We start from the raw sequence: 17014 nt of genomic DNA on the forward strand, positions 1-17014 counted from the left end.
AAAATCCTTTCGTAAGTAATCGATTATTGAACGTTAGCTTTGTTAATTAAGTCAAACAAATCTTTCTTAGAGTCATTTGGCACTTTACGGACGTCAAATTCAACTCCAAGATCACGCATTTTTTCAAATGTAGCCACATCATCTTTATCCATTGACAACACATTGTTAACCATGGTTTTACCAGTTGAGTGGGCCATTGAACCAACGTTCAAGGTTTTAATCGGAACACCACCTTCGATGGCGCGAAGAGCATCTTGAGGTGTTTCAAATAAGATCAAAGCATGGGTATTTCCAAAACGTGGATCTTTAGCAACGTCGATCAATTTTTGAATTGGGACAACGTTTGCTTTCACACCATTTGGTGCCGCTTGTTTGATCAATTCCTTACGGAGTTCATCTTTGGCAACAGAATCTGAAGCAACAATGATCCGATCGGCTTTTGAATCAGGTGTCCAAGCAGTTGCGACTTGTCCATGAAGAAGACGTGTATCTAAGCGGGCAAGGTTAATCTTGAGTTTTCCATCTCCGATAACCGTTCCTTCTGGAATAGCAGCTTGGGCTACAGGAGCAGCAGCGGCAGTACTAGCTTCTTCAACAGGATTCAATTCTTCTGGAAGGGCTTTGACACCGTCTTTTGCTTCCTTGATGATGTTTGCAGCGACTTGATCAACGCCGGCATTTGCATCCATCAAACGTTCTGTATAAGCTTGAATCAACATCGGAAGGTTCAATCCTGTGATGATCGCAAATTTACGATCTGGATTTTCTCCCATGACGCGACTTGCTTGGTTAAATGGAGAACCACTCCAAAGGTCAGCCAAAACCAAGACTTCATCTTCTGCATCAAATGCGGCAACAGCTGCATTAAATTTAGCATAGAGATCATCCGGGCCTTCACTTGGCATGAACGTAACCACTTGAACTTTCTCTTGATCCCCAAAGATCATCGAGCCGGATTGGTGGATTCCAGCTGCAAATTCACCGTGGCTAGCAATAATGATACCAATACTCATTATTGACATTCCTCCTTATAAAATTTGTTTGACTTTCAGTTTAAGAAAACTTTAAGCTACTTTATTATAAATCGTTTCCACACTTAAGTCAATTTTTCTATCAAAATCTCGATGTAAAAACATTGATTTATTATATTAAATCATCGTTAGATAGAAAAAGAATGCTCTTGAATGAATTTTGTTTATTACTTGTTGATGCTTAAAAAATCAATAATAGATATGTTTTATAGGATTTTGTTCTCAATGAAAAGTTTCCGAGAATCAAACGATATTCTCGAAAACAAAAATAAATATATAACAAATTGTATATGAGAGTGATTGAGAGCACTCAAAAAGACTAGCCCAGTTGGGCTAGTCCTGTAGGTTCAGTTGTTTAGTTTGTAAAGTCAAGTACCATACGTCCTTGAATGGTTCCGGCTTCCATTTCGTCAAAGACTTTGACAGCATCTTCTACTGGACGTTTTTGAACGACAGGGACTACCAAGCCTTCTGCACCAAATTGGAAGGCTTCTTCCAAGTCTTTACGAGTTCCTACAAGAGAACCAATGACTTGGATACCATCTAATACAGTTTTCACAATGCTGAGATCCATCATTTCAGAAGGAAGACCAACTGCAACCACGCGGCCGCCTGCACGAACAGAATCTACTGCTTGGTTGAAAGCTACTTTAGAAACAGCTGTTACGACAGCAGAGTGAGCTCCACCATTTGTTTTTTCTTTAATCAATCCTGGGACATCTTCAACTTCGCGACCGTTGATGACAAAGTCTGCACCAACTTCTTTCGCCAATTCTAGTTTATCATTGTTGATATCGACAGCGATGACATGTGCGTTGAAGACTTTCTTAGCATATTGAACAGCCAAGTTTCCTAGTCCACCAGCTCCATAGATAACAATCCATTGTCCTGGTTCAGCTTTGGCTTCTTTGATGGCTTTATAAGTGGTAACACCTGCACACGTAATAGAAGATGCTTGGGCTGGATCTAATCCTTCAGGTACTTTCACTGCGTAATCTGCAGTAACGATACATTGTTCAGCCATCCCTCCATCAACAGAGTAACCAGCATTTTTTACAGTACGGCAAAGAGTTTCACGACCAGTTGTACAGTATTCACAAGTTCCACATCCTTCGAAGAACCATGCGACACTGACACGATCCCCAACTTTTAGGCTCTTGACATCTGGAGCAACTTCTTTAACAATACCGATTCCTTCGTGTCCAAGAACACGGCCTGGAACTTTACCGAAGTCTCCGTGAGCAACGTGCAAGTCAGTGTGGCAGACACCACAGTATTCGATTTGAACAAGAGCTTCCCCTGTTTCAAGTGGACGCATGTCTTTGTTTGCAACGATTTCAACACCAGTACCTTCTGGATTTACAACAACAGCTTTCATTTTGTTCCTCCTTAAGTGAACGAGAAGCGGTTTAAAATTTTTGAAAGCGCTTCTTTAATAACTATGTTAATAATATCACAAACCAGATGACGAGGCAATGAAAAAAATGGAAAAAAGGGGCGGTATTGATTAACCGATTAAGGATTTGGCGCAGAAAAAGACATGAGGGGATAACTCATGTCTGTTAGTTTTATAAGAATAATTGAATGAGTTGGCGCGCGACACCATCTTCATTATTCGTGAAATCAGTGATGGAGTCTGCATAGGGGAGAAGGATGGAGCTGGCATTTTTCATGGCGTATCCATAACCAGCAAGAGCTAGCATCTCAGTATCATTGTGCTCATCTCCAAAGGCAATCAAATCCTTCTGATCCATATTGAGTTTATCCAGAAGGTAGGTTAGAGCGGATGCTTTGGTCACATTTTTTGGATTGCATTCCAAAATATTTAAGGGACCACCCCAAGTATTGATAGACAGATTGTAGTCATAATGCCGATTCATTTCATCTGCCAGAGCATATTTGTCTTCCGCTTTCGTTTGAAAGAGGATACAGTTTGGGTCGCTCGTTACCCGCTCGGGATTGAATTGATTTTCTGGTTGGAAAGATTCAATACCGAATAATTTAGGGTCTGCAACGTGCTCATTTGGATCGGTAATAAAGAATTTATTGCGGTATTCGCCTGCTATAAAGTCCGCTTGGATGGTATCCCGGTTAGCGACCATATCTAGCAGGTATTTTTTATCTAAAGTCAAACATTGTTCATCCCCCCATTTTTTCTCAGGTAGATGCGTAAGGGAGCCGTTAAAATTGATCATCGGAGTATCTAGCTCTAGTTGTTTGTAATAGGTATGTGCCATACGGTAGGGGCGGCCTGTTGTAATAATGACTTTATGGCCAAGAGCACTAATTTTTTTTATCGTATCAATGGTAAAGTCGCTCAATTTGCTTTCGGAATTTAAGAGAGTGCCGTCTAGATCTAGAGCGATCATCTTTTTATGCATATTTCAGTTCCTTTCGAGAAGAATGAGACCATTATATCAGAAAAATCGGAAAAGCGCTCAAAAATCGAGAAGAGAAGTAGGATTTCTTGAAAGGCGAAAGATCTTTTGGTAAAATAGAAATAACGTTCGCAAATTGATTGGGAGCGAGAATGATGAAAAAGGAGTTTATTCTGAAATGGATAAGTTTTTTAAACTTTCAGAACATGGAACCACTGTTCGAACAGAGGTTCTTGCTGGTTTGACAACCTTTTTTGCGATGAGTTATATCCTCTTCGTAAACCCTCAAATGTTGTCACAAACAGGTATGCCAGCTCAAGGAGTCTTCCTTGCAACGATTATTGGATCCGTTGTCGGAACCTTGATGATGGCTTTTTATGCCAATTTACCTTATGCACAAGCACCTGGGATGGGCTTGAATGCCTTCTTTACCTTTACCGTTGTATTTGGTATGGGCTACTCATGGCAGGAAGCTTTGGGAATGGTCTTCATTTGTGGTGTGATCTCATTGATTATCACATTGACAAATGTTCGGAAGATGATCATCGAATCGATTCCGACCGCTCTTCGCTCTGCTATTTCAGCTGGGATCGGGATTTTCTTGGCCTATGTTGGAATTAAGAATGCGGGATTTTTGAAATTCACGATTGACCCTCATACCTATACAGTGGTTGGAGAAGGAGCAGATAAGGCGAATGCAACGATCTCAGCCAATGCATCTGCTGTTCCTGGATTGGTTGATTTTAACAATCCGGCTGTCCTCTTGGCTCTTGTTGGTCTTGCGATTACTATTTTCTTTGTTGTCAAAGGGATTAAGGGAGGGATTATCCTTTCTATCTTAGCAACGACTGTGCTTGGAATTCTCATCCATGTGGTTGATATCACTAAAATCGACTTTGCAAGTAATCATCTAGGAGCTGCCTTTAATGATTTAGGCAAGATCTTTGGTCAAGCTTTAGGATCGAAAGGATTGGGTTCTTTGATTTCCAATATGTCTCGTTTGCCTGAGACCTTAATGGCCATCTTAGCCTTCTCCTTGACTGATATTTTTGATACAATCGGAACTTTAATCGGTACGGGTGAAAAAGTTGGGATTGTTGCGACAAATGGGGAAAACCATCAATCAGCGAAATTAGATAAGGCCCTCTATTCAGACCTTGTAGCGACTTCAGTCGGAGCTATTGCAGGAACTTCAAACGTAACGACGTATGTTGAATCTGCAGCTGGTATTGGAGCTGGTGGACGCACTGGTTTGACAGCCTTGGTTGTAGCGATCTGTTTTGCTATTTCAAGTCTCTTTAGTCCTTTGTTGGCGATTGTACCGACCGCTGCTACAGCCCCAATTTTGATTGTTGTTGGGATCATGATGTTGAGTGGCTTGAAAAATATCCATTGGGAAGATATGTCAGAAGCAGTTCCTGCTTTCTTCACCTCTATCTTTATGGGCTTCAGCTACTCGATTACACAAGGGATCGCTGCTGGATTTATCACCTATAGCTTGGTGAAAGTGGTTAAAGGACAAGCCAAAGAAGTGCACAGCATGATTTGGATCCTAGATGTTCTCTTTATTTTAAACTACGTTAGCATGGCCTTGAATTAAGTATCAGAAAAGTGCCAAAAAGGAATGGGAGTTGTCTCCCATTCCTTTTTAGATGGATTGAGGGAATGAATGGGAGAATTTCCTGTTTTCTTTGATTCCTTTTTCTCAAAAACAAACCGGAGTCGAACAATTTCTAAAAGAAAGAGCAGATTTTTAAAAAGTTTGGTATAATAGAGAAATGATTAGTCATAATGAAACGGAGCTGATCGCTCTAGGAAAACAGCTAGGAAAACTCTTAGAAAAGCAAGACGTGATTATCTTATCAGGTGATCTAGGAGCAGGAAAAACGACCTTTACCAAAGGAATTGCAAAGGGGTTAGGGATTGATCAGATGATTAAAAGCCCGACCTATACCATTGTTCGTGAATACGAAGGCCGCTTGCCTTTATACCATTTGGATGTTTACCGGATTGGGAATGATCCAGATTCTATTGATTTAGATGATTTCCTATTTGGAGATGGTGCTACCATTATTGAATGGGGAGAGCTGATTGAGCCGAGTCTCTCGGATGCTTATCTAAAAATTTTTATCCGAAAATTAGAAGATGGTCGAGAGTTAGCTTTTGAAGCTCATGGAGCGCGTGCAGAAGCTTTACTGGCATCCTTTGAGCAGGTGGAAAAAACCGATGACTAAGGAAAAGGAAGTGACAGTAGAAATTCGGCAAGCTGAAAGTGCAGACGCGGCTCTTGTCGTTGATTTCTTAAATCAAGTTGGGAAAGAGTCAGATTACATGACGCTAGATGAAGCTGGAATTGGCATGTCTCCAGCAGACATGGAGCAATTTCTAATGGTGCAAGAAATGGCGGAAAATCGGATTTGCCTCTTGCTATTTCTAGATCAGGAACTGGCAGCTTTGTTAAATATCACTGCAGCTTCTCAACGGTCTGTTCGGCATATTGGTGATGTCTTTATTGTGGTTCGAAAAACTTATTGGAATCAAGGACTTGGACAGATCTTGTTGGAAGAAGGAATTGAGTGGGCGCACTCGACGGGTGTTCTTAGGAAACTAGTCTTGAATGTCCAAGTGCGCAATGAACGAGCAGTTCACCTGTATAAAAAGTTAGGTTTTGAGATCGAAGGTTGTCAAGCTCGTGGAGCTTGTTCAGCTGAAGGAGAATTCTTAGATGTTTACCTTATGGGGAAACTGATAGATTAGAGAGAGATTCTAAATGGTTAAAAAAATTATTTTGATGTTTTTGAGCTTATTGACGGTAACAGTGATTGGGATTGGGGCCTATGGCCTTACCATCCTAAACCAAACGACTGGGACTCTCAGTAAGACCTATAAAGGCTTTGGAAATGAGACCAATGTCATTGCAGAAAACAAGCCGATGACCATCCTTTTGATGGGGGTTGATACAGGTAGCGGTTCTCGGGAAGATCCTTGGGCCGGAAATAGTGATACTATGATTTTGGTGACTGTTAATCCTCAAACAAAAGAAACAACCATGACTAGCTTGGAAAGAGATATCCTAACCAATATTACTTCAGATGGCGAAACGGTCCAAGCAAAATTGAATTCGGCTTATGCTCAAGGTGGTGCCAAGTTAGCCATTAAGACCATTCAAGATCTTTTGAATATCCATATTGACCGCTATGTCATGATCAATATGAAGGGGCTGGTTCAATTAGTGGATAAGGTTGGTGGCATCACAGTCAACAATCCATTTGACTTCGATATCTCGATCGAGGAAAATGAGCCAGAATATACGGCTAAGATCGCACCAGGACGTCAGGAGATTAATGGGGACCAAGCTCTCGTTTATTCACGCATGCGCTACCAAGACCCAGAAGGAGACTATGGACGTCAAAAACGCCAACGTGAAGTGATCAAAAAGATTGTTGAGAAAGTTTTAAGCCTCAATAGTTTGAGTCACTACAAAGGAATCATTGAGTCTGTTAGTGACAATATGCAAACCAACATAGCGCTTGACAGTAATAGTCTTCTTCAATTGCTAGGGTATAAAGACGCCCTTTCAACGATTCATCAGTACCAGTTGAAAGGAGAAGATGCCACCTTAGCAGATGGCGGAAGTTATCAGATTGTCACTTCAAAACATCTCTTGAAAATTCAAAATATCATCCGCAAAGCTTTGGGACTAAAAGAAATCAAAACATTGAAAACCAATGCTTACCTATTAGATGGAGACGAAGATTTGAAGTCTTCTTCTTCTCAAACTGAAAATCCAGTTCCAGCATCTGGGGAAGCACCTGTTTACCAAGAGTTTAACCAACTACCAGTTGTACCATCGACCCAGGATACGGGAGTGGTGACGCCTCAAAGTTCTGTTGCACCAGTGACACCAGTTGCTCCTGCAGCTACAGAGTCGAGCAGTGTGACACCTACGGTGCCTTCAGAATAAGAAAAAAACGATTGAGTTTTCTCAATCGTTTTTACTTGGTTGCCAGATGTCTTGAATTTCTTTTAGAGAAGCTGTTGCTTGTTGACTAAATAGTTTGGTCTTGTATTGGAAATCCGTTACCAATTCTTGAAGATTGGTCTTTTGGTCTTGGATAATATCCAGATTGCGTTGGATTTTTGCTAGGTTATCTTGAATTCCCTTGACCAATTGGCTGGATTCAGTCACCTCTGTTTTAATTTCTTTGCGGTTTTTTACTAGGTGGTAGCTAATGCTAGCTCCTGTTGCAAACCAAAAGAGATTTTTGAGTTTCATATGGCCTCCTTTTTAACTGTTTTTGATGGTTTCTGCGAGAACTGCTAGTTGTTCAAAATTAGGCTCGTGTTCAGTAAATGAAATGGCAAGCTCATCTTGATCGGAATAGCGAGGGATAATGTGGACATGTGTGTGAAATACGGTTTGTCCAGAAACTTCTTCCATGTTGCTGATGATATTCATTCCCTTAGCTTGGGTAGCAGCTTCTACTTTTTTAGCAACTTTAGAAACACGTGCAAATAGTTGAGCTGTGGCGGTTTCGTCCATCTCTAAGAGGTTGCGAGCGTGTTTTTTTGGAACCACTAACGTATGACCTGGTGTAACCTGAGAGATGTCCAAAAATGCGAGGACTTCCTCGTCCTCATAGACTTTGGAGGAAGGAATGTCGCCAGCTATAATCTTACAAAAAATACAATCATCAACCATAAATACACCTCATTTAGACTAAATTTTGTTATAATATAAGAACATTATACCAGAAATCGGAGAAAATATGTTAGAAATCAACAAGTTGACAGGGGGCTATGTCAACATCCCTGTCCTGAAAGAGGTGAGTTTTTCAGTTCCGGATGGCCAACTGATTGGTTTGATTGGACTTAATGGAGCTGGGAAGTCAACCACGATTAATGAAATTATTGGTCTCCTGCATCCTTATGCTGGGGAAGTACGGATTGACGGCTTGAGTCTTCCAGAAGCTCCAACAGACTATCGTAAAAAAATCGGCTATATTCCAGAAACCCCTAGCCTATATGAAGAATTAACCTTGAGAGAGCATATCGAAACCGTAGCTATGGCCTATGATTTAGACATGGATCAGGTCATGGTGCGCGTCCAGCCTTTGTTGGAACGATTTCGTTTGGCTGAAAAATTAGATTGGTTCCCGACCCAGTTTTCAAAAGGGATGAAGCAAAAGGTCATGATTATTTGCGCCTATGCAGTGGATCCAAGTCTTTATATTGTCGATGAACCCTTTTTGGGATTGGATCCTGTTGCGATTGCAGATTTGATTCAGTTATTGGCAGATGAGAAAGCAAAAGGAAAATCGATTTTGATGAGTACCCACGTTCTGGATTCGGCTGAAAAGATGTGTGATGGTTTTGTGATCCTCCATAAGGGTCAGGTCCGAGCAAAAGGGACCTTGGACGAGCTGCGTTCAACTTTTGGGGATGAGAAAGCAAGTCTAAATGATATCTACATGACCTTGACAGAAGAGGAAACAGCATGAAAGAGTTGATGAAAAAACGGCAAGAAACGTTTCGAACTCAATGTGTAAAATATAGCCGCTATGTTCTCAATGATCATTTCGTTCTCTTTATGTTGATTTTCATAGGATTTTTGGCGGTTCAATACAGCCAATTCTTGCAAGATCTACCCAAAGATACAAGCCTGATCCGCTGGAGTCTCATGATTGGCTTGCTCCTCTTGGTTCCGATTGGCTCCATTGCGACCTACTTAGAGAAGCCCGATGCTTTATTCCTTTTGGTAAAGGAAGAGGAAGTGAAACGTTATGTCAAAGGGCAGGCCAAGAAGTCTTTTGTGTTTTGGTTTTTGATTCAAAGTTTTGTCCTTCTATTATTTGTGCCTCTTCTTCTGGCAACAGGGCTGGATAAACTTGCTATTGTAGCTTATATCCTTGTCTTAGGGGTGGCTAAAGGGGCTGTTTTTAGCTGGAAGGAAGCGCGTTTCTACCAGGATGAAAATTTAAATTGGCCCTTGGCTATTGCTCGTGAGAATGCAAGGAAACAATTGATTCTTCGCTTCTTTGCCTTGTTTACAACGGTGAAAGGTATTACTAACAGTGTCAAAAGAAGAGCGTACTTGGATGGTTTCTTAGGGCTTCTTCCCAAAACACATGGCAATACGTGGCTGCACTTATATATGCGCTCCTTCCTACGGAATGGAGATCTTTTCTCTATGACTCTACGACTCTTGGCTCTTTCCATTCTCGCTATCATCTTTATTCCCCAGCCTCTCGTAGTGATTGCCCTTGTAGCCTTGCTCAATTACTTGGTTATTTTTCAATTACTGGGGCTTTACAGTGCTTTTGATTACCAACCCTTGACCCTCCTTTTCCCGATGAAAAAGGGCAGTAAAAAGGCAGGGTTGAACAAAACGATTCAGCTGGTCATGGGGATGATAACGGTGATAGAAGGAGGAATTGGCCTGGTCTTTATTTCAGATAAAGTCCTGTTGTTAGGCCTACTGGCTTATACAGTTGCTTTAATCCTACTCTATCTTCCATTTAAGATGGCGCGCTTGGTTGACGAAAATCGTTAAAATTAGTAAAATAGATTGGAAACTTTTTACGGAGGAAAAGATGGACTCGAATGAAAAAGAGCTAAGCCTCACCCCAATTCCTGGGAAGAGTGGGAAGGCCTACATGGGGACCTACCCAGATGGTGGGCGCGTTTTTGTAAAAATGAATACGACCCCAATCCTTGCGGGTCTAGCAAAAGAACAGATTGCTCCTCAATTGTTATGGAGTCGACGATTGCCAGATGGAAATGTGATGAGTGCCCAAGAATGGTTGAATGGGGAAATTCTCACGCCAAATGGGATGTCAAAAAAACAAGTGGTCAATATTTTAACGAGATTGCACCGTTCTAGACCTTTGATGACCCAATTGAAAAAACTTGGCTATCCTGTGGAATCTCCATTAGAATTGCTCAATTCTTGGAGCAACCGGTTGCCAATTGCTCTACGTCAGAACCACTATATCCAATCAGTCGTAAAGAATTTACGTAAGACAGTGCCTGCCTTTCGGGAGGATTATGCGACGATCGTCCACGGAGATGTTCGTCATAGTAACTGGATTGAGACAGAGAGCGGCTTGATTTATCTAGTCGATTGGGACTCTGTTCGTTTGACAGACCGGATGTTGGATGTGGCGCATATCTTGAGTCACTATATCCCAGATTCTAATTGGCGCGATTGGTTAGGCTATTATGGCTACAAGTACAATCAAAAAGTATTTGATAAACTCTATTGGTTTGGTCAATACTCTTTCTTGTGCCAAATTGCTAAATACTATGAAAATAATGATTTAGAAAATGTCAATCGCGAGATCTATGCTCTGCGCAATTTCCGGTTGAAATATGGAAAGGAAATATGAGAGTTAGAAATCGCAAGGGAGCGACTGAATTATTAGAAGCGAATCCGCAATATGTGGTCCTAAATCCAGAAGATGCCAAGGGAAAGTGGCATGAAATTTTTGGGAATGACCATCCTATTCATATCGAAGTGGGCAGCGGGAAAGGGGCCTTTATTACTGGGATGGCCAAGGCCAATCCAGAGATCAACTACATCGGAATTGATATTCAAAAATCGGTCTTGAGTTATGCTTTAGATAAGGTCTTAGAAGCTGATGTTCCTAACATTAAATTGCTTTGGGTAGACGGAGATAGCTTGACCAACTATTTTGAAGATGGGGAAATTGATCAACTCTATCTGAATTTTTCAGATCCTTGGCCTAAGAAACGTCATGAGAAGCGTCGCTTGACTTACAAGACCTTCTTGGATACCTTCAAGCAAATTCTTCCAGAACATGGGGAGATTCACTTTAAAACAGATAATCGAGGTCTGTTTGAATACAGTTTGGTGAGCTTTTCACAGTATGGTATGACTTTGAAGGGAGTCTGGCTAGACCTTCATGCTAGTGATTTTGAGGGGAATGTCATGACGGAATATGAGAAAAAGTTCTCAAGTAAAGGACAGGTCATTTACCGTGTAGAAGCACAGTTTTAGCATATTCCTTGCAATCATTGGGGAATCGTGTTATAATACCTTAAATGAATAGAAAAGGAGAGGCGGGGAAATATCTTCGCCTCTTATCTATGAGGAGGTGGCAACCATCGCAACGATTGTTGACTTAGTAACAGAAGTGATTCAGCCTGCCATCAAAGAACCATTTGAATTGGTCGATGTTGAATATGGCAAAATGGGTGGTGACTACGTCTTAAGCATTTTCGTAGACAAACCAGAAGGGATCACACTGAATGATACAGCGGATTTGACAGAAATCATTAGCCCGCTATTGGATCAAATCAAACCAGATCCATTTCCAGAACAGTACTTTTTAGAAGTTACCAGTCCTGGCTTGGAGAGACCTTTGAAAACCAAGGAAGCACTCGAGGGAGCTGTTGGCAAGTATGTCAATATCAGCTTGTATAAGGCTGTTGAAAAGCAAAAGGTCTTTGAGGGGAACTTGGTAGGTTTTGAAGAGGATGTTTTGACCATTGAGTATATGGATAAAACACGAAAGAAAACTGTAGAAATTCCTTATAACCTTGTGTCCAAAGCAAGGTTGGCTGTAAAATTGTAACAGAATGAAAGAAAGGATGCCTTTATAGTAGAGGCAAGAAAAACATGAGTAAAGAAATGCTAGAAGCCTTCCGCATTTTGGAAGAAGACAAAGGGATCAAAAAAGAAGATATCATCGAAGCCGTCACAGAATCATTGCGTTCAGCTTATCGCCGTCGTTATGGACAATCAGAAAGTGCAGCGATTGAATTCAATGAAAAAACTGGAGATTTCCGTGTTTATACGGTTCGTGAAGTGGTGGATGAAGTCTTTGATAGCCGTTTAGAAATCAGCTTGAAGGATGCCTTGGCCATTAGCTCTGCTTATGAGTTGGGGGACAAGATCAAGTTTGAAGAAGCACCAGCTGAATTTGGTCGTGTAGCAGCTCAATCTGCTAAACAAACGATCATGGAAAAAATGCGTAAGCAAACGCGCACCATCACCTATAACACTTATAAAGAACATGAAAATGAAATCATGAGTGGAACGGTGGAGCGCTTTGACAATCGGTTTATCTATGTCAATCTTGGTTCGATCGAAGCTCAATTGTCTAAGCAAGACCAAATTCCAGGAGAAGTATTCCAATCTCATGATCGAATTGAAGTATTTGTCTACAAGGTAGAAGATAATCCACGTGGTGTCAATGTCTTTGTTAGCCGAAGCCACCCTGAAATGATCAAACGTTTGATGGAACAAGAAATTCCTGAAGTCTACGATGGAACTGTTGAGATTATGAGTGTAGCGCGTGAAGCTGGAGATCGTACAAAAGTTGCGGTTCGTAGCCATAATCCAAACGTAGATGCGATTGGGACTATCGTTGGTCGTGGTGGATCGAATATTAAAAAGATTACCAGCAAGTTCCACCCAGCTCGATACGATCAAAAATTAGACCGTATGGTTCCGACAGAAGAAAATATCGATGTCATCGAGTGGGTTCCAGATCCAGCTGAATTTATCTACAATGCGATCGCTCCTGCAGAAGTGGACCAAGTTATTTTTGATGATGAAGATAGCAAACATGCTCTCGTTGTGGTTCCAGACAACAAATTATCTCTTGCTATTGGTCGTCGTGGTCAAAACGTTCGTTTGGCGGCTCATTTGACTGGTTACCGCATCGATATCAAATCTGCAAGTGAGTTCGAAGAAATGGAAGCAGCTCAAGAAACTTTTGAAGACCAAGTAGAAAGTGGCGAAGAGCAAGTCGACTAAGTGAGGGAGGGAAAATGGTAAAAACAAGAAAAATCCCTTTAAGAAAATCTGTCGTTTCAAATGAAATTATTGATAAGCGCGATTTGCTCCGCATTGTCAAAAATAAAGAAGGACAAGTCTTTATCGATCCAACTGGCAAAGCCAATGGTCGAGGTGCTTACATCAAATTAGACAATGAAGAAGCGGCACTTGCTAAGAAAAAGAAAGTTTTTAATCGTAGCTTTAATATGGAAGTGGAAGAAGCTTTCTATGATGAATTGATCGCTTATGTAGATCATAAGGTGAAGAGAAGAGAGTTAGGCCTTGAATAAGCAAAAGATAAGTAATTTGTTGGGCTTGGCGCAAAGAGCAGGAAAACTCATTTCTGGAGAAGAACTCGTGATCAAAGCCATCCAGGAAGAAAAAGCAAAATTAGTTTTTCTGGCAAATGATGCAGCTAGTAACCTGACAAAAAAGGTGACAGATAAGGGTCGCTATTATGAGGTTCAAGTATCTACCGTGTTTTCAACACTAGAATTAAGCACTGCAATTGGACGTGCCCGTAAGGTCGTCGCTGTTGTAGATGCTGGATTTTCAAAGAAAATGAGGTCTCTTATGGAATAGAAGAGGAGGACAGCAATTGTCTAAGAAAAGATTATACGAAATTGCCAAAGAATTGGGCAAGGAAAGTAAGGAAGTCGTCACTCGTGCGAAAGAATTAGGTTTTGACGTCAAGAGTCATGCATCTAGTGTCGATACTGATGTTGCTGAAAAGTTGATCAAGAGCTTTGCAGCGAAAAAAGAAACAGTCGAAAAGAAAGTAGCAGAAGTGGCTGCCAAGACAACGGCTGTCGCAGAGAAAAAAGAAGCAGCGCCTGTCAAAAAAGAAGGAGCAACTGAGACAAAATCAGTAACGCCAGCTGCTAAACCAAAGAGTCGTAACTTTAAAGCGGAACGAGAAGCGCGTGCAAAAGAACAGGCTGAACGTAGGAAACAACAAGACAATCGTCCAAAACGTGATCGCAAAGACAATCAGCGTCATGGTGACAACCGAAATCAACGACCACAAGAGCGAAATGAACAGCGAAATCAAGGTTCTGAGCGTCGCAATAACCGACCAGATCAAAGACGTAGTGCACAACCCCAAGTGGCACCAAAAGTTGATTTCAAAGCGCGTGCAGCAGCACTGAAAGCTGAACAAAATGCTGAATACGCACGTGGAAGTGAAGATCGCTACAAACAACAAGCTGCAAAAGCAGAACAAGAACGTCAACAGCGCCGGAAACGGGTAGAAGCACCAGAAGTGAAAGCACCTGTACAGGAGCCAGCTGTTGAGAACCATACAAAACCAGCTGTTGCTGCTGCTCCAGCTCAAGTCGATACACGTCGGAAGAAACAAGCGCGACCAGATAAGAAACGCGATGATTTTGATCGTGAAGAAGATGGTCCAAGAAAACAACAAAGGAATCGAAATAGTCAAAATCAAGTGAGAAATCAGAGAAATAGTAACTGGAATAACAATAAGAAAAATAAAAAAGGAAAGAACAACCGTAATGATGCTCCAAAACCAGTAACAGAGCGTAAATTCCATGAATTACCAAGTGAATTTGAGTATACGGATGGAATGACGGTTGCAGAAATCGCAAAACGCATCAAGCGTGAACCGGCTGAAATCGTCAAGAAACTCTTTATGATGGGAGTCATGGCGACTCAAAACCAATCGCTGGATGGAGATACGATTGAACTCTTGATGGTGGATTATGGAATTGAAGCCAAGAAAAAGGTTGAAGTGGACAATGCCGATATCGAACGCTTCTTCGTTGAAGATGGTTATTTGAATCCAGATGAGTTGGTAGAGCGTCCACCAGTTGTCACCATCATGGGACACGTTGACCACGGTAAAACGACCCTTTTGGATACCCTTCGTAATTCACGTGTAGCAACAGGTGAAGCGGGAGGAATCACCCAGCACATCGGTGCCTACCAAATCGTGGAAAATGGTAAGAAGATTACCTTCTTGGATACACCTGGACACGCGGCCTTTACTTCTATGCGGGCGCGTGGTGCATCTGTTACGGATATTACCATCTTGGTCGTAGCGGCAGATGACGGGGTGATGCCTCAGACTATCGAAGCTATCAACCACTCAAAAGCGGCGAATGTCCCAATCATTGTGGCCATCAACAAGATCGATAAACCAGGAGCTAATCCAGAGCGTGTCATCGGTGAATTGGCAGAGCATGGAGTTATGTCAACTGCCTGGGGTGGGGATTCTGAATTTGTAGAAATCTCAGCTAAGTTCAACCAAAATATCGATGAACTCTTGGAAACGGTCCTTCTTGTGGCTGAAATCCAAGAACTCAAGGCAGATCCAACTGTTCGTGCCATCGGTACTGTTATCGAAGCGCGCTTGGATAAAGGAAAAGGTGCGGTCGCAACCCTCCTTGTTCAACAAGGTACCTTGAATGTTCAAGACCCAATCGTTGTCGGAAATACCTTTGGACGTGTCCGTGCCATGACCAATGACCTTGGACGTCGTGTGAAGGTGGCAGGACCATCTACTCCGGTTTCTATCACTGGTTTGAACGAAGCGCCAATGGCGGGTGACCACTTCGCGGTTTATGAAGATGAAAAATCAGCGCGTGCAGCTGGTGAAGAACGTGCCAAACGTGCTCTGATGAAACAACGTCAAGCAACCAACCGCGTCAGCCTTGAAAATCTCTTTGATACCTTGAAGGCTGGTGAAGTGAAATCTGTTAATGTCATTATCAAGGCCGACGTCCAAGGTTCGGTTGAAGCCCTTGCTGCTTCCCTTCAAAAGATTGAAGTGGAAGGTGTGAAAGTGACCATCGTTCACTCAGCAGTTGGTGCCATTAATGAATCAGATGTCACTCTTGCGGAAGCATCTAATGCCTTTATCGTTGGATTTAACGTCCGCCCTACGCCACAAGCTCGTCAACAAGCTGAAGCTGATGAGGTAGAAATCCGTCTTCACTCAATCATTTACAAGGTGATCGAGGAAATGGAAGATGCCATGAAGGGAATGTTGGATCCTGAGTTTGAAGAGAAAATTATCGGGGAAGCAGTTATCCGTGAAACCTTTAAAGTCTCTAAAGTGGGTACCATCGGTGGATTTATGGTCCTCAGTGGTAAGGTCACTCGTGATTCCAAGGTTCGTGTCATTCGTGACGGTGTCGTGATATATGACGGTGCTCTTGCAAGCTTGAAACACTTCAAAGATGATGTCAAAGAAGTGACAAATGGTCGTGAAGGTGGATTGATGATTGAAGGCTACAATGATATCAAGACAGACGATACCATTGAAGCCTACATCATGGAAGAAATTAAAAAATAAGAGGCTGACTAGGAAAAAAGAGGACTTTTCTCTGATTTCCTAGTTTTTAAACACAAAGCAGAAAGGAGTTCCTATGGCAAGTCATTTTCGGACAGATCGAGTAGGGATGGAAATCAAGCGTGAAGTCAATGAGATTTTACAAAAGAAAGTCCGTGACCCGCGTGTTCAAGGCGTTACTATTACGGATGTTCAAATGCTAGGTGATTTGTCTATGGCCAAAGTGTATTATTCAATTATGAGTGATTTGGCTTCAGACAATCAAAAGGCTCAGACAGGCCTTGAAAAAGCAACAGGAACCATCAAGCGTGAATTAGGTCGGAATTTGAAACTGTACAAGATTCCGGATCTTACTTTTGTCAAAGACGAGTCTATCGAATACGGTAACAAGATCGATGAGATGTTACGCAATTTGAACAAAGACTAGAGAGGTTGGAAATTTTCCACGCCCAGATTGAAAGACAAAGTCTTCTTAGAAACTTTCCTTAGG

The 17014-nt window shown here is 41.8% G+C and carries 18 protein-coding genes and 2 pseudogenes; 15 read left to right on the forward strand and 5 right to left on the reverse strand.

Annotation, left to right across the window (positions count from 1 at the left end; genetic code table 11):
- Window positions 1-23 precede the first annotated feature (23 nt).
- The 3 genes from HMPREF2918_RS01770 to HMPREF2918_RS01780 form a co-directional block, all read right to left on the reverse strand.
- A complete protein-coding gene (locus HMPREF2918_RS01770; RefSeq protein ID WP_003010431.1) occupies window positions 24-1013 on the reverse strand; it encodes a PTS sugar transporter subunit IIB in 990 nt (329 codons plus the stop codon).
- Between the two features lie 373 nt (window positions 1014-1386).
- On the reverse strand, window positions 1387-2409 hold the full coding sequence (gene adhP / locus HMPREF2918_RS01775; RefSeq protein WP_003003874.1) for an alcohol dehydrogenase AdhP: 1023 nt from the start codon (window positions 2407-2409) through the stop codon (window positions 1387-1389).
- A 190-nt stretch (window positions 2410-2599) separates the two neighbouring features.
- Window positions 2600-3412: a Cof-type HAD-IIB family hydrolase gene (locus HMPREF2918_RS01780; protein ID WP_070586275.1), complete on the reverse strand. Its 813-nt coding sequence runs from the start codon at window positions 3410-3412 to the stop codon at window positions 2600-2602.
- Window positions 3413-3587: 175 nt separating this feature from the next.
- Between HMPREF2918_RS01780 and HMPREF2918_RS01785 the strand changes: the two genes are divergently transcribed.
- The 4 genes from HMPREF2918_RS01785 to HMPREF2918_RS01800 all read left to right on the forward strand — a co-directional run bounded on the left by HMPREF2918_RS01785 (window position 3588) and on the right by HMPREF2918_RS01800 (window position 7373).
- Window positions 3588-5009, forward strand: coding sequence for an NCS2 family permease (locus HMPREF2918_RS01785; RefSeq protein ID WP_070594436.1), 1422 nt, complete (start codon window positions 3588-3590; stop codon window positions 5007-5009).
- Between the two features lie 178 nt (window positions 5010-5187).
- Complete coding sequence (gene tsaE, locus HMPREF2918_RS01790) at window positions 5188-5643, forward strand: tRNA (adenosine(37)-N6)-threonylcarbamoyltransferase complex ATPase subunit type 1 TsaE (protein ID WP_031575203.1); 456 nt, start codon at window positions 5188-5190, stop codon at window positions 5641-5643.
- Window positions 5636-6166, forward strand: coding sequence for a GNAT family N-acetyltransferase (locus HMPREF2918_RS01795; RefSeq protein ID WP_070594437.1), 531 nt, complete (start codon window positions 5636-5638; stop codon window positions 6164-6166). The genes tsaE and HMPREF2918_RS01795 overlap by 8 nt, the downstream gene beginning before the upstream one ends.
- 13 nt (window positions 6167-6179) lie before the next feature.
- Window positions 6180-7373 (forward strand): glycopolymer--peptidoglycan transferase LytR, encoded by a 1194-nt coding sequence (locus tag HMPREF2918_RS01800; RefSeq protein WP_070594438.1) that lies wholly within the window; start codon window positions 6180-6182, stop codon window positions 7371-7373.
- A gap of 21 nt (window positions 7374-7394) precedes the next feature.
- Here the strand turns inward: HMPREF2918_RS01800 and HMPREF2918_RS01805 are convergent, their stop codons facing one another.
- Complete coding sequence (locus HMPREF2918_RS01805; RefSeq protein WP_003012641.1) at window positions 7395-7685, reverse strand: hypothetical protein; 291 nt, start codon at window positions 7683-7685, stop codon at window positions 7395-7397.
- Window positions 7686-7697: 12 nt separating this feature from the next.
- Window positions 7698-8111, reverse strand: a complete 414-nt coding sequence (locus tag HMPREF2918_RS01810) for an HIT family protein (protein WP_003012582.1) — start codon at window positions 8109-8111, stop codon at window positions 7698-7700.
- Between the two features lie 67 nt (window positions 8112-8178).
- On the opposite strand from HMPREF2918_RS01810, the gene HMPREF2918_RS01815 reads away from it, so the two are divergent.
- The 11 genes and pseudogenes from HMPREF2918_RS01815 (at window position 8179) to rbfA (ending at window position 16951) form a co-directional block, all read left to right on the forward strand.
- Window positions 8179-8910 (forward strand): ABC transporter ATP-binding protein, encoded by a 732-nt coding sequence (locus HMPREF2918_RS01815; protein WP_045760251.1) that lies wholly within the window; start codon window positions 8179-8181, stop codon window positions 8908-8910.
- The gene (locus HMPREF2918_RS01820) at window positions 8907-9962 is read left to right on the forward strand and encodes an ABC transporter permease (protein WP_070594439.1); all 1056 of its coding nucleotides are present in this window, start codon (window positions 8907-8909) and stop codon (window positions 9960-9962) included. The genes HMPREF2918_RS01815 and HMPREF2918_RS01820 overlap by 4 nt, the downstream gene beginning before the upstream one ends.
- 40 nt (window positions 9963-10002) lie before the next feature.
- A complete protein-coding gene (ccrZ, locus tag HMPREF2918_RS01825) occupies window positions 10003-10797 on the forward strand; it encodes a cell cycle regulator CcrZ (RefSeq protein ID WP_003003852.1) in 795 nt (264 codons plus the stop codon).
- The gene (gene trmB, locus HMPREF2918_RS01830) at window positions 10794-11429 is read left to right on the forward strand and encodes a tRNA (guanosine(46)-N7)-methyltransferase TrmB (RefSeq protein WP_024056398.1); all 636 of its coding nucleotides are present in this window, start codon (window positions 10794-10796) and stop codon (window positions 11427-11429) included. The genes ccrZ and trmB overlap by 4 nt, the downstream gene beginning before the upstream one ends.
- Window positions 11430-11526: 97 nt before the next feature.
- Entirely contained in the window at window positions 11527-12006 is a 480-nt protein-coding gene (gene rimP, locus HMPREF2918_RS01835) for a ribosome maturation factor RimP (RefSeq protein ID WP_021154518.1), read from the forward strand.
- A gap of 44 nt (window positions 12007-12050) precedes the next feature.
- Complete coding sequence (nusA, locus tag HMPREF2918_RS01840; protein ID WP_003010402.1) at window positions 12051-13193, forward strand: transcription termination factor NusA; 1143 nt, start codon at window positions 12051-12053, stop codon at window positions 13191-13193.
- A 14-nt stretch (window positions 13194-13207) separates the two neighbouring features.
- A complete protein-coding gene (rnpM, locus tag HMPREF2918_RS01845) occupies window positions 13208-13504 on the forward strand; it encodes an RNase P modulator RnpM (RefSeq protein ID WP_003010401.1) in 297 nt (98 codons plus the stop codon).
- On the forward strand, window positions 13497-13796 hold the full coding sequence (locus HMPREF2918_RS01850) for a YlxQ-related RNA-binding protein (protein ID WP_003003969.1): 300 nt from the start codon (window positions 13497-13499) through the stop codon (window positions 13794-13796). Before rnpM ends, HMPREF2918_RS01850 begins: the two co-directional genes overlap by 8 nt.
- A gap of 16 nt (window positions 13797-13812) precedes the next feature.
- Window positions 13813-13936 (forward strand): annotated as a pseudogene (locus HMPREF2918_RS11770) (translation initiation factor IF-2 N-terminal domain-containing protein); the annotation flags it as partial.
- Between the two features lie 95 nt (window positions 13937-14031).
- Window positions 14032-16527: pseudogene (gene infB, locus HMPREF2918_RS01855) on the forward strand (translation initiation factor IF-2); the annotation flags it as partial.
- Window positions 16528-16600: 73 nt separating this feature from the next.
- Complete coding sequence (rbfA, locus tag HMPREF2918_RS01860; protein WP_003003976.1) at window positions 16601-16951, forward strand: 30S ribosome-binding factor RbfA; 351 nt, start codon at window positions 16601-16603, stop codon at window positions 16949-16951.
- The last annotated feature ends 63 nt before the right edge of the window (window positions 16952-17014 follow it).

This window comes from Streptococcus sp. HMSC065C01 (assembly GCF_001813525.1).
GTDB lineage: Bacteria > Bacillota > Bacilli > Lactobacillales > Streptococcaceae > Streptococcus > Streptococcus parasanguinis_V.

Bases quoted from the DNA above. Each gene is read 5' to 3' on its own strand.
- HMPREF2918_RS01780 (WP_070586275.1), bottom strand. From the start codon at position 3,412: ATGCATAAAAAGATGATCGCTCTAGATCTAGACGGCACTCTCTTAAAT.
- HMPREF2918_RS01800 (WP_070594438.1), top strand. From the start codon at position 6,180: ATGGTTAAAAAAATTATTTTGATGTTTTTGAGCTTATTGACGGTAACA.
- nusA (WP_003010402.1), top strand. From the start codon at position 12,051: ATGAGTAAAGAAATGCTAGAAGCCTTCCGCATTTTGGAAGAAGACAAA.
- trmB (WP_024056398.1), top strand. From the start codon at position 10,794: ATGAGAGTTAGAAATCGCAAGGGAGCGACTGAATTATTAGAAGCGAAT.
- HMPREF2918_RS01815 (WP_045760251.1), top strand. From the start codon at position 8,179: ATGTTAGAAATCAACAAGTTGACAGGGGGCTATGTCAACATCCCTGTC.
- HMPREF2918_RS01770 (WP_003010431.1), bottom strand. From the start codon at position 1,013: ATGAGTATTGGTATCATTATTGCTAGCCACGGTGAATTTGCAGCTGGA.
- HMPREF2918_RS01805 (WP_003012641.1), bottom strand. From the start codon at position 7,685: ATGAAACTCAAAAATCTCTTTTGGTTTGCAACAGGAGCTAGCATTAGC.
- HMPREF2918_RS01820 (WP_070594439.1), top strand. From the start codon at position 8,907: ATGAAAGAGTTGATGAAAAAACGGCAAGAAACGTTTCGAACTCAATGT.
- HMPREF2918_RS01785 (WP_070594436.1), top strand. From the start codon at position 3,588: ATGGATAAGTTTTTTAAACTTTCAGAACATGGAACCACTGTTCGAACA.
- tsaE (WP_031575203.1), top strand. From the start codon at position 5,188: ATGATTAGTCATAATGAAACGGAGCTGATCGCTCTAGGAAAACAGCTA.
- HMPREF2918_RS01810 (WP_003012582.1), bottom strand. From the start codon at position 8,111: ATGGTTGATGATTGTATTTTTTGTAAGATTATAGCTGGCGACATTCCT.
- ccrZ (WP_003003852.1), top strand. From the start codon at position 10,003: ATGGACTCGAATGAAAAAGAGCTAAGCCTCACCCCAATTCCTGGGAAG.
- HMPREF2918_RS01795 (WP_070594437.1), top strand. From the start codon at position 5,636: ATGACTAAGGAAAAGGAAGTGACAGTAGAAATTCGGCAAGCTGAAAGT.
- adhP (WP_003003874.1), bottom strand. From the start codon at position 2,409: ATGAAAGCTGTTGTTGTAAATCCAGAAGGTACTGGTGTTGAAATCGTT.
- rbfA (WP_003003976.1), top strand. From the start codon at position 16,601: ATGGCAAGTCATTTTCGGACAGATCGAGTAGGGATGGAAATCAAGCGT.
- rnpM (WP_003010401.1), top strand. From the start codon at position 13,208: ATGGTAAAAACAAGAAAAATCCCTTTAAGAAAATCTGTCGTTTCAAAT.